We start from the raw sequence: 14,653 nt of genomic DNA on the forward strand, positions 1-14,653 counted from the left end.
CGATGAATTGGATTTCCGAAGTCGTCCGTCCGAAGATCAAGACGCTCTTCAAGCGCGAGACGCCGGACAATCTCTGGATCAAGTGCCCGGAGACGGGGCAGGTGGTGTTCCACAAGGATGTGGAGGCGAACCAATGGGTGATCCCCGGTTCCAACCATCACATGCGCATCTCCGCCACCCAGCGCCTGCAGCTCATGTTCGATGGCGCCACCTGGCTCGACGTGGCCCTGCCGGAAGTGGCCGTGGACCCGCTGAAGTTCCGTGACGAGAAGCGCTACATCGACCGCCTGAAGGACGCCCGCACCAAGACCGGCCAGCAGGATGCATTCAAGGTCGGCTTCGGCCGGGTCGACGAACTGCCGATGACCATTGCGGTGCAGGATTTCGGCTTCATGGGCGGCTCGCTCGGCATGGCGGCCGGCGAGGCCTTCATCAAGGGCGCCGAGACCGCGCTCGACAAGAAGACACCTTTCGTGCTCTTCGCCGGTTCCGGCGGCGCGCGCATGCAGGAGGGCATTCTCTCCCTCATGCAGATGCCCCGCACCACGGTGGCGATCCGCCGCCTGCGCGATGCCAAGCTTCCCTATATCGTCGTGCTCACGAACCCGACCACGGGCGGCGTGACGGCGTCCTATGCCATGCTCGGCGACGTGCATCTCGCCGAGCCCGGCGCGCTCATCGGCTTTGCCGGCCCGCGCGTGATCGAGCAGACCATCCGCGAGAAGCTGCCCGACGGCTTCCAGCGCGCCGAGTACCTGAAGGAGCACGGCATGGTGGACGCGGTCGTGCACCGGCATGACCTGAAATCGACCGTCGCGCGCCTGTCGCGCCTCTTCACCAAGGCACCGGCCTCTGCGCCGACGACGGCCGTTGCGGTTGCGGCCGAGTAACTTTTTGTTGTCGCATGATCTTGCTGAAAAACCGGTTCCCACTTTTTCAGATCATGCTTGGAGCAGGGCGATGGAATCCTCCGATGCGCTAATCGCGCGCTTTCTCGCCCTGCATCCGAAGACCATCGATCTGTCGCTCGGGCGCATTCAGCGGCTGCTTGGCCAGCTCGGCCATCCAGAGCGCCGCCTGCCGCCCACGATCCATGTGGCCGGCACCAACGGCAAGGGCTCGACCATCGCCTTCATGCGGGCGATCCTGGAAAGCGCGGGGCTCGCCGTCCATGTCTATACCTCGCCCCATCTCGTGCGCTTCCATGAGCGCATCCGTCTCGGAAAATTCGGCGGTGGCCGCTACGTGACCGAGGAGAGGCTCGTCGAAGCCTTCCGCCGCTGCGAGGCGGTGAATGCGGGCGAGCCCATCACCGTATTCGAGATCACGACTGCAGCGGCTCTGCTGATCTTCTCGGAAGAACCTGCCGACGTGCTCCTGCTCGAGGTCGGCTTAGGGGGGCGCTTCGACGCCACCAACGTCATCGACAGGCCTGCCGCCGCCGTCGTCACGCCCATCGGTCACGATCACGCGGAATATCTCGGCACGACGCTTCAGGCCATCGCCAGGGAAAAGGCCGGCATCTTCAAGCGCGGCTGTCCTGCCATCATCGCGCCGCAGGATTATGTGGAAGCCGACCAGACCCTGGTCAGCGAGGCCGAGCGCATCGGCGCGGCGCCAATTCTCGTCGGCCAGCAGGACTTTTCCGTGCATGAGGAAGGCGGGCGGCTCGTCTACCAAGACGAGAAGGGTCTCCTCGATCTGCCGCGGCCGCGGCTCATCGGGCGGCATCAATACGTGAATGCAGGCACTGCCATTGCAGCTTTGCGTGCGGCAGGCTTTGAGCAGTTCGAGACATCGGCCTTCGAGACGGGGCTGACCCGCGCCGAATGGCCGGGGCGGTTGCAGCGTCTTAACCGGGGCCGCCTGCCGGAGATCGCGCCCAAGGGCTGCGAACTCTGGCTCGACGGCGGCCACAACCCCGATGGCGGCCGGGTTCTCGCCGCCGCCATGGCCGACCGGAGCGAGCGCTCGGACGCACCCCTCGTGCTGATCGCCGGCATGCTCGGCACCAAGGACAGCCAAGCCTTCTTCAAGAATTTTTCAGGGCTGGCCCGGGAAGTGATCGCGGTGCCGATCGCAGGCCAAATCGCGGCACGCCCGGCCGAGGAGGTTGCGGCCATCGCATCGAGCGTCGGCCTCACCACCTCGACCGCCACAAGCGTCGAATCCGCCCTCGCGTCGCTCCACAACTACGTCTGGGACCACCCGCCCCGCGTGCTGATCTGCGGCTCGCTGTATCTGGCCGGCGAGGTCCTGGCGGCGAACGGGACATTGCCGGAGTAACCTTGAAGCTCGTCATCCCGGACGGCGAAGCCGATCCGGGATCGTCGGACGAGAGGGACGCTATTCCCCTCCCTCCTTGTGGGGGAGGGCCAGGGAGGGGGGTGCTGGCGCCGGAGCTTGATGGGTTCGCGCTCACACCCCCCTCTCCAACTCTCCCCCACAAGGGGGGAGAGGGCTCAAGACGCCGCGCGCGTTTAGCAAAAGAAAAGGGGCCTTTCGGCCCCTTCCATAACTTCAAATCTCAACCCGATCAGGCCGAAGCCTGGATCCAGCGGGAGAGCTCGCCCTTGGGCGCCGCGCCGACCTTCTGGGCCACGACCTTGCCGTCCTTGAACATCATCAGCGCCGGGATCGAGCGGATGCCGAGCTGGGAGGAGATCTGCGGGTTCTCGTCCACGTTGAGCTTGACGATCTTCACCTTGCCGGCCATCTCGTCGGAAATCTCTTCCAGAGCCGGGCCGATCATACGGCAGGGGCCGCACCACTCAGCCCAGAAATCGACCACGACGGGCTCGGAGGATTGCAGGACGTCCTGCGCGAAGCTTGAATCGGTCACCTTTACGGTCGCCATCAGATCACCTTTGACTTTGAACGCGACTCGGATCCGAGTCGCTCGGCTATAGGGCCAAGGTAAGAACCGGCGTTTCGGGAATCAAGCAAGGGCCATTGTCCTCACGCCGCTTTGATGAGGGTAAGTGCCGATTCCAGGTCGGGTTCCATGAGCTCGTGGATCACGGGGCCGGAGGTCCAGATCAGGAAGGTGCGGATGCGTCTGTCCGGATAGATCTCGGCGAGCAGCGTCCGATAGAGGGCAAGCTGCGCCACGTAAGCGCGGGGCGGTGGCTGGCCGGGTCTGGGCGGTCGCGCGGTGGTTTTGAAATCGGCGACCCGCACTTCGGTGTCGAGGACGGCCAGCCGGTCGATCTGGCCCGAGACCATGATCTCGCCCTCGGCTGTCAGCACACGCCCGGCGATGGGCGCTTCCGCTCGCGAGCCCTTGCCGAAGAGGGGCTTCAGGTCCGCATGGTCGAGAACGCCAAGAGCATTGGTCAGGATCGATTCGCGCAGGTCCATGGGGAGGCGCGGCGCGCGCGCCTTGATGTAGGACCGCGCCATGGCCTCGCGGTGCTCAGGAGCCAGCGCCGGCAGGCGCTCCAGCAGGGCATGGACCAGCGTGCCGCGCAGGCGCGCCTCGGGCGCGTAAGGCCCGTCGCCCGGGCGCGTCATGCGGTCTGCGGCACCGAGTGCGCTGGACGGACGGATTGGCGGCAGGGGCTCAGGCTCCGGCATCACCGTTGTGGTGAGCCAGTCCGGCACGGCGATGGGATCGAGCGGCGGCACATCCGATTCGGCTTTGATCGTGCGCGCCAGTGCCGAGCCGTCGCGCCAGACCGAGATCGGGCCGTAGGGCGCCTCGTCCAGCTCCAGGCCGCCCGCCTTGGCGACGAGCCCGTGGCGGATCATCTCGCACCAGGCTTCCTGCTTGGTCTCGTTGCCGTTCGTCCGGTAGGGCGCGATCACCAGCCGGTCCTTGGCGCGCGTCATGGCGACATAAAGCAGGCGGTTATGCTCCTCGTAGCCCTTGGCGTGCAGAAGGTCGCGCGATTGCGCCATCGTGCTCGAATCGGAAGTCTTGCCGGACGACCAGACCGGGATCTTGTCGTCGCTCGCGGTCTGCAATTGCAGGAGCGGCGGATCGCGGCCGAGCACTTCGCAGCCGTCGATGAGCACAACGATGGGCGCTTCCAATCCCTTCGCGCCGTGCACGGTCATCACGCGCACTTCGTTGTTCACGGAATCGAGGTCGCGCTTGATCGTGTGCGAGGCCGATTCGAAGCGATTGAGGAAGACGGTGAGCGAGGGCGTCTCCGTCATCTCGGACTGATGCGCGAAACACAGGAAAGCGTCGATGGCGTCGCCCGCTTCGCTGCCCAAACGCGCCACGAGCAGCGAGCGCCCGCCGCGCGGGCCGAGCAGGGTGGCGAAGAAACCGAAGGGGCCGTGGATGCGCGCCAACTCACGCCATGCATTCAAGGCCTCGCATCCGCGCTTCGCTTTTGCATCGCCATTGTCTGCGTGGCGCGTCATGGCGGCGTGCAGCGATTCCTCTTCCGCACGGTCGGCGGCAATGCGGATGAGATCGTCGTCGGTCAGACCGACGAGCGGCGATTTCAGCGCGGTTGCAAGCGTCAGATCGTCGTCCGGCAGTAGCGCAGCACGTCCCGCCGCCACGAGATCGAGCACGGCGATGTGCTCGCCGATATTGAGCCGGTCCGCGCCCGCCACCGGCACACCTGCTTCCTTCAGCGCGCGGATCACCGCCTCGAAAGCCGCGCCGCGTTTCCTCACCAGCACGAGCACGTCGCCGGCCGTCCACACGCGGCCCATCTCGTCGCCCTTGGTGGTCCAGCACTTCACGGCCTGCGCGATGCGGCGCGCGACGACGACCGGCGGTGCATGCTGCTCGGGCTCGTCGATAGGCAACACCCAGGCCTCGGGCTCTTCCGCCTCGGCGGGCGTCTCGAGCGGCCACATCTCGACGAGGCCCGGCGCATGAGGACGCGCGCTCTCATGCACGGTGCCGACCGCCTTGTCCTCGAAGGACAGGCCCTTGAAGTTGCGCTCGACCGCGAAGGTGGCGTCCACCGCCGACAGAACGGCTTTCCCTGAGCGGAACGACATGGTGAGCGACACGTCCTCGAAGTGAAGCTCAGCCTGCTTGACCTTCTGCGACCAGCTTCGGCGCGTCGTCTCGAATTCCTGCGGCGCAGCGCCCTGGAAACCATAGATCGACTGTTTGGGATCGCCGACCGCAAAGAGCGTGCGCACGCGCCCGCCTGCGGCACCAGCGCCCGCGGTAAAATCCTCGGTGATCTTGCGCAGGATTTCCCATTGCTCCGGGTTCGTGTCCTGCGCCTCGTCGATCAGCACGTGATCGATGCCGCGATCGAGCTTGTAGAGCACCCAGGCCGTGTCGCCGCGCGAGAGCAGCGCCAGTGTCTTGTCGATGAGATCCTGGAAGTCGAGCGCACCGAGGCGCATCTTCGCCTGCTCGACCCGGGTGTGGATCTCGGCCGCGAGCGTGAACAGCGCATCGGTGCGCTCGGCGGCACGCGCGGCCTTGCGCTTGTCGATAAGGCGCCAGATGCGGCTCTGCTCGTCGAGCAATCGGTTCTTCAAAGCCAGATCGACGGACTTGGTGACGAGGCGCGATTCCGCGCGCGGCGTCCAATCGGATTCCTTCAGGAAGACCGACAGGTAATGCTTGAGCTTTTCGTCCGGGTCCTGCGCTTCGGCTGCTGCGATGAAGGAGGCTGCACGTTCCTGATCGGTCGCTTTGCCGGCCAGAAGTTCCTGCGCGATGGCGGGCCATTCGCTTGGCGCAATGCCGCCTTCCAGCATTGCCATCTCGATGCTCTCAAGCGTCTCGTCCGGCGCCAGCCCGAGTTCCCTGCGAAGCCGTGCGGGACCCCTCGGATCGTGCAGGAACGTCTTGCACTTCAGGGCCGCGTTGATCGCGGAGGTGAGCGCATCGCCTACCGCATCGACGCTGACGATGTCGAGCGCCTCTGCCAGTTCCGGAAAATTGCCGCTCGCCGCATCGGCCATCACATTGGCACTGGCCTGCGCCAGCATCTCATCGGTCTGGCTCTCGTCGAGCACGGCGAAGCGCGCGGGCACATTGGCCTCGAAGGGCACCAGGTGCAGAAGGCGCTCGCAGAAGGCGTGGATCGTGTCGATCTTCAGGCCGCCCGGCGTTTCCACCGCGCGCGCAAACAGCGTGCGCGCGAGTTTGACCTGTTGGCGGGTCGGCTTCTCGCCTTCGAGTTCCGTCAGCTCCTTGACGAGGCTTTCCTCATCGAGCGTCACCCAGCGGCCGAGGCGCTCGAAGACGCGGATCGCCATGTTGGCGGCGGCGGCCTTGGTGAAGGTGAGGCACAGGATGCGCCCCGGCAGCGAGCCTGCGAGCAGCAGGCGCACCACACGATCCGTCAAAACCTTCGTCTTGCCCGCGCCGGCATTGGCGGACACCCAGGCCGAGGCGCGCGGATTGGCGGCGCGGCGCTGCGCGTCCTTGGTATATTCCGGGATGACGAGATCGGTGCTCATTCGGATCCCTCACCGCCGCCGGCGCTTGCGAGCGACCATTCCTTCACGCGTGCCAGATGATCGTAGTCGGAGAACTTGCGCGCATATTTCGGGAAGGGCCGAGAGACGTAAGCCGCCTCGCCTTTGGCGTAGCGCACGATCATGCCCTCGAACCGGCGGCGATGCTCCTCGACGATCTCGGGAACGGTGCGCTCTTCCTTGCCCATCGGTCCGATCTCGCGCGGCTTGATCGGCTCGCGCCCGCCGGTGGTGTGGATGTAGATCAGGTCCGGCGTGTCTTTCGCCATCGGCAGGCCCTTGAAGGCGCCCTTCATCAGCATCATCGCCTCAAGCGTGAGCTGAGGCGAGAAGCCGGCATAGACCTCGCGTACGCCGGGCGGCTGGCCGGTCTTGAAGTCGATGATGGCAAAGCCGCCGTCGCGGCGGTGCTCGATCCGGTCGGCGCGGGCGCGCAGATTGAAGATCGTGCCGTCGGGCAGCGGGATCGAGAGCCTGCCGGAGCGCTCCGCATAGACTTCCACGAGATCGGGGCGGCGCGCCTGCTCCCACACCACGAACTCGGTCGCAAGCCGCGTGAATCGGGGCCACCATTCGGCATAGAGTTCGGGATAGGCCTCGGCGATCTCGGCGAAGGCATCGGTGCCGAGGGCGAGCAGGATCTCCTGCGCATGCGCAGGCAGCGCCTTCGGATATTGCTCGGCGAATTGGCCCAGCACATCGTGGATGATCGTGCCGCGATCTGCGGCACTCGGCGTGACCGCAATCGCATCGAGCGCATCGAGCTTGAGGATGTGGCGTGCGAAGATCGAATAGGGATCGCGCAGAAGCGTCTCGATTTCCGTGACGCTCAAGGAACGCGGGAACAACGCCGGATCGGGCTTCGGACGCGGACGTGGCAGCGGAGGCGCAGGCTCCGGCGTGTCGAAGGTCCGCGCGAGGCGGCGGTAATACTCGCCGGCCTTCGTCATGCGCTCCCACACCTCCTTGCCAGTGAAGGCTTTCAGCCGCTGCAGGAAGCGCGAGGGCACCATGGGCGAGCCGTCGCGCTTATGCGCGCGCGTGATCATCACATCGTGCGTGCCGAGCGCCTGCACGAAATCGTGCGCGGTTTGGCCGATGCGCCGCTCCGGCGGCATCAGGCCGACGCGGGAGCGCATGGGACGGTTGAGGAAGGCATCCGTCACCGTGCGCGGCGGCCATGTGCCCTCGTCCAATCCGCCGAGCACCACGCGGTCGACGGAGAGCAGGCGTGCTTCGAGGAGACCGAGAATTTTCAGGCGGCGGTGTGTTGTACGTGGCGAGGGACTCAAGGAGCGCTGCTTGGCGAGCGCCGTGAAGAAGGTCGGATAATCGACGAAGCGACCCGCGAGCGGGTGGCCTTCCTCCTCGCGGATGTCCGAATGTTCGAGATCGTCGAACAGCGCGGCAAGCGCCTCGCGGGATGAATCGGCGTCCTCGATCTCCTCATCGTCCGGTCCAGCCCACAGGGCTTCCACGGCGCGGCGATGATCCTCTACGAGGGACATGAGATCGAGCTTGCCTTCGCCATGAACGGCGGGCGTAAAAGTATTGAACGCCACACCGAGACGCTGCAGCAATTCGTCGGCGAGGTCCCAATCGGTTTCCGTCAAGCGCTTGCGCGGACGCGGCGCACGACGATCATCTTCCGTGCGGCGGCTGGCGAGTGCCGCGCGCATGCCCTCAACGCCGAGCGCGGGAGCGGGCCCGCGCAGCACGCCGATTTCGAGCACGCTTGCCGCATGTTCGACCGTCTTGCGGGACAGGCCGAGGCGCACCATCGGATGCGCAAGCAGAGCAAGCAAGCGCACAGGCCGCAAATCGTCGGCAGCCGCTTCCGCGGCCAGACGTGCAAGACGCCCGGCCGGTGTGTCGGACAACGGAATGCCGGCGGAATCCTCGACGCTCAGACCCCAGCGCGCGAGCTCCGCCGTCACGCGTGCGGCGAGCGCACGATCAGGCGTCACGAGAGCTGCGGTTCTGTGCGGATGCGCGATGGTTTCGCGCAAGGAAATCGCGATGGCGAGAGCCTCTTCGCGCTCGTCCATCGCCTCGAGGATGGTCAGCCCCTCGCATCCGCTGCGACTCAATGCGACGCGATCCTCGGGCGCGATCAGCGACCAGCGATCTGTGGTGTCCGCCGGACGTAGCGTTTCCGAAAGCAGATGGTTGCGGGCTTTTGCAGCGTCCGACACATCGCCGAGAACGGTAACGTCGGAACGCGAAACGCGCAGGTGCCTGTCGAGGAGGCGGCGCAAAGAGGCCTGCGGGTGTCCGTGCACCGGGTCGGTTTCGTCATCGCCTACGCCGCCGATGGTGGCCCAGCTCTCCTCGTCGAGGTCCGTGTCGAGGCCGGGCAGCACGATGGCGCCTTTGGGCAGGCGTGCGATCACGCCCATGAGGTTTGCAGTGGCAGGCACCGAGCCTGTCGAGCCTGCCACGATGATCGGATGCTCCGGGCGCTCGCGCTGCAAGCGCTTCGCTTCCGCCTCCAGCAAGGCATTGCGCCGTTGCGCCGGATCGCTCGCCTGGCGCTCGACCAAAATCTTCGGCCAGTTCTCGCTTGCGATCTGCACGAAATGGCGCGTGATCTCGAAATATTTCGAGTAGTCGGAATCCACCGCCAGTTCGAGGGCGTGCCAGTCGATGCCTTCCGTCGTGAAGGCATCCATCAGGGTCTCAAGATCGCCCGCGAGGTTCACCGCATCGGCCGGCGAGGCCGGCACCATGAAGGGCACCTCGGGGCCGAGCTGTAAGAGCGCGCGGTCCACTTCCGCCGACCAGCGCTGCACGAGGCGCGTGAGGATGAGGCGGCGTTCCAGGGGCGGGATCGGGGGCTTGAGGCTCGCGGCCTCCTGCAGGGGCGTGCCCTCCAGTCCCGTCAGCTCGAACTCGGCTTCGTCGGTTTCGCCCAAGGGCACGATGCGCGGCAGGAGCTGCGCCTTGCCTTCACCGCGCTCGGCCAGAAGCGCGATCAGCGCGCGGGTGGCGCGGCGATTGGGAACGTAGATCGTGATGTCGGCAAGGGCCGCGGGGTTGTCAGGTAACGGGCCGACGAGACGACCGTCGAACAGCGCGTCCACCAGGGTCGGCAGAAAGGCGCAACCCGGAGGGATGGAAAAGACGCGCGCGGAACTCGACACGAGCAGACCTCATCGCTTGCTGGCGGCAAGGCACTTTTCGGCCTCGGCAATCGCCTGAGGCTCCCCAACATGCAGCCATTGCCCCTCCATGCACAAGCCGTAGAGGCGCCCCTTTGCGATGGCGCGGTCGTAGAAAGCGTTGGCCGAAAACGCTCCGTCCGGTGTCCCGTGAACGAGTTCCGGCTTCACGATGGCCACACCTGCATAGGCAAAAGGAGCGCTGTCGTCGGTTCCGCGGCGGCGCAGGCGACCGCTCTCCTCCTTGTGAAAATCGCCGCGGCCTTCGAATCCAATGCTTGTGGATAACGGCGCCACGAGCATCAGGATATCCATCCGCTCCGGGTCCCAGGCCTTCACGAGGCGCTTCAGATTCGGCTCTTCCCCTTCGATCCAGAGTGAGTCGGAGTTGAAGGTGATGAAGGGTTCGTTGCCGAGAAGCGGCAAGGCCTTCTTCACGCCGCCGCCGGTCTCCAGGAGTTCGCCGCGCTCGTCCGAGATGACGACGCGCGGGATTTCGCGCGGGCGCAGATGCGCCTCGAGCATGTCGGCGAAATGGTGCACGTTCACCACTACGGTCTCAATGCCCGCCTCGTGCAGCCGGTCGAGGGCGAAGTCGATGAGGCTTTGCCCTGCCACCTTCACGAGAGGCTTCGGCATGGTAGCCGTGATCGGCAGCATGCGCTTGCCTAAGCCTGCAGCGAGGACGATGGCTTTACGAGGCGCGCGCGGGGAGGTCTGGGACAAGGAGCTGGCTCAGGATTCGGGAGGGAGTTCATCCCCATGTGGGATGAGCCTCGGCAGATAGTTTTCATACCAGACCTTGAGCTTGCTCAGGGCCGGATGGGCGAGATTGCGGATGAGATAGGTTTCGATCCGCGGCAGGTGTTTGAGGTAATGCGGCTTGCCATCGCGCCGGTCGAGGCGGGCGAAGATGCCGAGGATTTTTGTGGCGCGCTGGCCCGCCATGATGGCGTAGGCGCGGGCGAAGGCGGAAACATCGAAGGCGGGATCGGCGGCCTTCCGGTCGCGGGCGTAAAGGCCGATGAGCTTCAATTCGAGCTCCGGCGGCACGGTCACGCGAGCATCCTGCAGGAGCGACGCGACGTCGTAAGCCGGCGAGCCCAAAACCGCATCCTGGAAATCGATCATGCCGACCCGCTGCAGGCCTTCGCGCTCAGGCAGCCAGATCAGGTTGGGCGAGTGGTAATCGCGCAGGATCCAGGAGGCGGGAGCGGAGAGAACCTCTCCCAAGGTCTCGGTCCAGAGATTGACGAATTCCGCCCGTGCCGAACCCGAGAGCTGCGTGCCGATGATGTGCGGCACGTACCAGTCGAGCAGAAGCTCGACCTCGATGAGGAGCGCTTCGAGATCGTAGGGCGGGATCGAATGGTCGATGCCGTCAGCGACGGGCAACACCTGCGGCAGGGTCTGGCCGTGGAGTTGCGCCAGAACCCGCGTCGCCTCCGCATAGCGCTCCGGGATCGGGCCATTGGCGTCGGTGACGGGCTCGGCACCGAGATCCTCGATGAGGAGCAGGCCAGCCTCCAGATCCTCGCCGTAGATGTAGGGTGCGCTGAAGCCAAGCGCACGCAGGCCCTTGTCCATGGCGACAAAAGCATGGACCGTCTCGGCGAGCTTCGCGATGGTCGTGTAGGGCTTGCCCCGCCGCACCGCGGGCCCGACCGGGCGCGGAGGCGAGATCATCAGGAGCGCGGTTTCGCCAGAGGGCTTCACGAGGCGCTCGTAGGAGCGGATCACGGACGCATCGCTCGGCATGGGCTGGCGTTTCGCATCGCCCCAGCCGCAGCGCTCGACGAGGTTGCGATAGGCCTTCATGCGCTGCAGCCGAGAGGCGAAGGCGCCTGTTCCGGTGAGCATGGCGATGCGGCCTCGGCCCTGGCTGCCGGGCGCGAAATCGAGGCGGATGTCGAGATGCTCGGGTTTCAGCGCATCCTCGGCGCGCTCCGGCCATTCGACGAGGGCGATGGCGTTTTCCGTCATCTCGTCCCAGCCTAGCTCGACCAGCTCGTAGCCGCCGGAGAGGCGATAGAAATCCGCATGGACGATAGGCGGCCTTTGGCCGTCATAGACCTGCATCAGCGTGAAGGTGGGGCTCGGAACCTCGAGCTCGGGATCGCCGGCGAGCGTCCGCACGAGGGCGCGGGCGAGCGTCGTCTTGCCGGCGCCGAGGCCACCCGAGAGGGTCACGAGATCGCCCGGTTTGAGCTCCTCGGCCAGGATCCGCGCGAAGCGCTCCGTCGACTCGTGGTCGGGAAGCGTCACGATCCAGGCGGCTTGCAAAACATCCTGCTCGGGCATGAGGGCCAGTCCATTCGCCATCGCTGTTCCTACTCGGCTGCGATTGGTGTTAGCGCAGATTGCGCCGATCGGCCATCGGACGGGGTCTCGTGCCGGTCATTGGGGAAAATGCACGTGACCGTGGTGCCGACGCCCGGGGCGGATGATACCTCGATGCGGCCGCCGTGCAGCTCCACGAACGAGCGCACGATGGATAACCCTAAGCCGACGCCGCGATGGCGTGTTCCGAGCGTATGGCTCTCGAAGCGCTCGAAGATGCGCGCCTTGATCTCGGGCGGCATGCCGCGGCCCTGATCCTTCACGTCGAAGATCACCTCGCCGCCGCGCTTGCGCGCCGAGACCCGGATGGTCTGGCCGGGCGAGGAGAAGCCGACCGCGTTGGAGAGCAGGTTGAACAGGATCTGGCGCACGCGCTTGCCGTCGGCCACGAAGGTGCCGATGTCGTCGGGCGTGTCGATGACTAAGTTGAGCGAGGATTCCGCCAGCCGATCCTCCAGCCCGCGCATGGCGGCCTCGATGGTGGAGCGGATATCGACGATCTCCGGCGTCAGCTCCAGCGAGCCGGTGTCGATCGAGGCGAGATCGAGAATGTCGTTGAGGATCGCGAGCAGCGATGCGGAGGAGCGCATGATGTGATCGGCGTAATCGCGCTGGCGCGGATTGAGCACGCCCACCGTCTCGTCGCCGAGCAACTGCGTGAAGCCGATGACGTTGGTGAGCGGCGAGCGCAGCTCATACGACACGTGATGCACGAATTCGTCGCGCAGCCGCGAGGCGCGCTCCAAGGCTTCGTTGCGCTCGGTGAGTGCGCGCTCTACGTTCACGCTCGCCGTCACGTCGGTGAAGCTCAGGAGCGTCGCGCCGTCGGGCAGCGGTTGCGCCGTGCAGTCGAGTGCGGTGCCGTCATGGCGTTCGATGCGGCAGGAGAGGCCCATGCGCATATCGGCAAGGCCGGCGACTGCGCCGCGAATATCGATCCAGGGCTCGTCCTGCGAGGCCAGCAGACGGCAGGCCTTGATGATCGTGTCGATATGCGGGTTCTCGGCTGTCATTTCGGGCGACAGGTTCCACATGTCGGCGAAGGCGCGGTTATGCAGCTTGAGGCGCCCGTCCGAGCCGAACACGGCGACGCCTTCCTTCAACGTGTCGAGCGTCTCGCTCTGCACGCGGGTGAGCGAATGCACCTGTGAAGCGAGTTCGAAACGCTCGCTCACGTCGTCGAAGAGATAGGTCACGCCGCCCTGCGGATTGGGATTGATGACCACGCGCAATGTGCGCCGGTCCGGCAGGTGCCACCAGGTCTCCTGCTGCTCGACCGAGTGGTAACCCTGCAGGAAATCGGTCTTCCAGGCGCGGAAATCTGCCTGTTCGGGAAGCTTGCGGCCGGCGCGCAGCTTGTCGAGTACTTCGCTGTCCGTGGGACGCGAGGCAAGAAAGGTTTGGTCGAGGCCCCAGAGGCGCTGATAGGCGGCGTTGCTGAAAATGAGGGTCTGCGACCCGTCGAAGATCGCAACCGCCGTCGGCAGCTGATCGAGGGTGCGCACATGGGCATCCATCTGGCGCTGCAGATCGGTCCGGACCGCTTCCAATTCCGACACGTCGACCGCGATGCCTGCGCTGCCGCCGGCGGTCGGGCGTTCGATCACGTCGAGAACCGCGCGATGGCCCGCGACCACGGCCGTGACTCTCCCCGAGAAGGTGACACCGGATCGGCGCTGGCGACGGGCCTCATCCCGGGTCGGCGCGCTCAGGAGTTCGAGGGAGCGGGCGATGGCATCGTCGAGATCGGAGGCCTCGACCGAGCGCAGATAGGCCTGGTTCGCCCAGAGCAGCTTGTCGTCCGTGTCGCGGATCCAGAGCGGATAGGCGACATCGTCGAGCAGCATCGTCATCGAACGCAGGTCGCTGCGCGCGATCGACAGCTGACCTTGAGCCGTCATGAGTTCCGCCCGGTCGCCGGTCACGTCGCGCAGACGCAGGATTGCCCGTCCGCCGATGGTGCGGCCTTCCAGGTCGACGAAGCGGCTGCCCGTCGTGCAGCGGGCCGTCAGGCGGAAGGCCTGGCCGCGAACTTTAAGCTGTTCAAGGGCGCTTTCCACGGCAGTGGCATCGGCCGGATTGAGCCAGGTGCCGAAGGCGAGGGCCCGCTGGGCCGGGGCATTCTCGCCGACGATGGTGGGATCGCCCTGGAAGCGCGGCTCGCCGTCCCGGCCGTGCCAACTCACGAGCAGCTGGCGCTCCGAGCCCATGAGAAGAGCCGCGAGATCGTCCGCGCCGCGCAGGGCATCGAGCTCGTTTCTCAGTCGCCGCTCCACCCGGCCGGCGCGCTTGCGCTCGTGCATCAGCAGCAGGGCGGTGGTGGTCGAAAAGGCGACGAGGCCCATGAAGAGGCCGAAATAGGCCGCGTTGTGCAGGTCGAAGCTGTGCAGGAAGTCGAGGAGATCCGAAGCCCCTTCCGCGAAGGGCAGCAGGAGGTCATTGGCAAGAGCCGCCTGGGAGGTGCCGGCCAGGAACATCAGGGACAGGGGTACACGGGCGGAGTCGACGAGGGAGCTGTTCCCGTCGCTGCTACCATCGTGACGCTCCCAGTGCCCGGCCATGCCGTGCTGCCCTTCCTTTGTTGGGGGCCCGACGACCAGGCCAAGTTGGATCGATCCCCGGCCGCGCTTTGTTTCGCCGCTGAGGTCAACCGTCTACGCATGAACGGAACTGCCGGCGCAGGTTCGAAGCCACAGCACAGCCGGTCGATTCGTGTTCACTCTAGACTACCCCTGACT

At 65.8% G+C, this 14,653-nt stretch carries 8 protein-coding genes; 2 read left to right on the forward strand and 6 right to left on the reverse strand.

What is annotated here, in order from left to right:
• Positions 1–2 precede the first annotated feature (2 nt).
• Both accD and ACS5Q1_RS08960 read left to right on the forward strand, forming a co-directional pair.
• Positions 3–890: an acetyl-CoA carboxylase, carboxyltransferase subunit beta gene (accD, locus tag ACS5Q1_RS08955; RefSeq protein WP_203441669.1), complete on the forward strand. Its 888-nt coding sequence runs from the start codon at positions 3–5 to the stop codon at positions 888–890.
• A 70-nt stretch (positions 891–960) separates the two neighbouring features.
• Positions 961–2,286, forward strand: coding sequence for a bifunctional folylpolyglutamate synthase/dihydrofolate synthase (locus ACS5Q1_RS08960; protein ID WP_473097823.1), 1,326 nt, complete (start codon positions 961–963; stop codon positions 2,284–2,286).
• Between the two features lie 250 nt (positions 2,287–2,536).
• Here ACS5Q1_RS08960 and trxA read toward each other — a convergent pair whose 3' ends face one another.
• From trxA to ACS5Q1_RS08990, 6 genes are all read right to left on the reverse strand, one after another.
• Positions 2,537–2,857, reverse strand: coding sequence for a thioredoxin (gene trxA / locus ACS5Q1_RS08965; RefSeq protein WP_152709470.1), 321 nt, complete (start codon positions 2,855–2,857; stop codon positions 2,537–2,539).
• A 101-nt stretch (positions 2,858–2,958) separates the two neighbouring features.
• A complete protein-coding gene (gene addA / locus ACS5Q1_RS08970) occupies positions 2,959–6,396 on the reverse strand; it encodes a double-strand break repair helicase AddA (protein WP_473097824.1) in 3,438 nt (1,145 codons plus the stop codon).
• Positions 6,393–9,557 (reverse strand): double-strand break repair protein AddB, encoded by a 3,165-nt coding sequence (addB, locus tag ACS5Q1_RS08975; protein WP_473097825.1) that lies wholly within the window; start codon positions 9,555–9,557, stop codon positions 6,393–6,395. Before addB ends, addA begins: the two co-directional genes overlap by 4 nt.
• Before the next feature lie 9 nt (positions 9,558–9,566).
• A complete protein-coding gene (locus ACS5Q1_RS08980; protein WP_473097826.1) occupies positions 9,567–10,301 on the reverse strand; it encodes a nucleotidyltransferase family protein in 735 nt (244 codons plus the stop codon).
• Between the two features lie 9 nt (positions 10,302–10,310).
• Positions 10,311–11,897 carry a tRNA (adenosine(37)-N6)-threonylcarbamoyltransferase complex ATPase subunit type 1 TsaE gene (gene tsaE / locus ACS5Q1_RS08985; protein WP_473097827.1) on the reverse strand — a complete coding sequence of 529 codons (1,587 nt, stop codon included), beginning with the start codon at positions 11,895–11,897 and terminating at the stop codon, positions 10,311–10,313.
• Between the two features lie 8 nt (positions 11,898–11,905).
• Positions 11,906–14,476, reverse strand: a complete 2,571-nt coding sequence (locus ACS5Q1_RS08990; protein WP_473097828.1) for a sensor histidine kinase — start codon at positions 14,474–14,476, stop codon at positions 11,906–11,908.
• Positions 14,477–14,653 lie beyond the last annotated feature (177 nt).

The sequence above is a fragment of the Microvirga sp. GN3 genome (assembly GCF_055792825.1).

What these genes read in the sequence shown, in the direction of transcription:
- accD (WP_203441669.1), top strand. Translation starts at nt 3, where the DNA reads ATGAATTGGATTTCCGAAGTCGTCCGTCCGAAGATCAAGACGCTCTTC.
- ACS5Q1_RS08960 (WP_473097823.1), top strand. Translation starts at nt 961, where the DNA reads ATGGAATCCTCCGATGCGCTAATCGCGCGCTTTCTCGCCCTGCATCCG.
- trxA (WP_152709470.1), bottom strand. Translation starts at nt 2,857, where the DNA reads ATGGCGACCGTAAAGGTGACCGATTCAAGCTTCGCGCAGGACGTCCTG.
- addA (WP_473097824.1), bottom strand. Translation starts at nt 6,396, where the DNA reads ATGAGCACCGATCTCGTCATCCCGGAATATACCAAGGACGCGCAGCGC.
- tsaE (WP_473097827.1), bottom strand. Translation starts at nt 11,897, where the DNA reads ATGGCGAATGGACTGGCCCTCATGCCCGAGCAGGATGTTTTGCAAGCC.
- ACS5Q1_RS08990 (WP_473097828.1), bottom strand. Translation starts at nt 14,476, where the DNA reads ATGGCCGGGCACTGGGAGCGTCACGATGGTAGCAGCGACGGGAACAGC.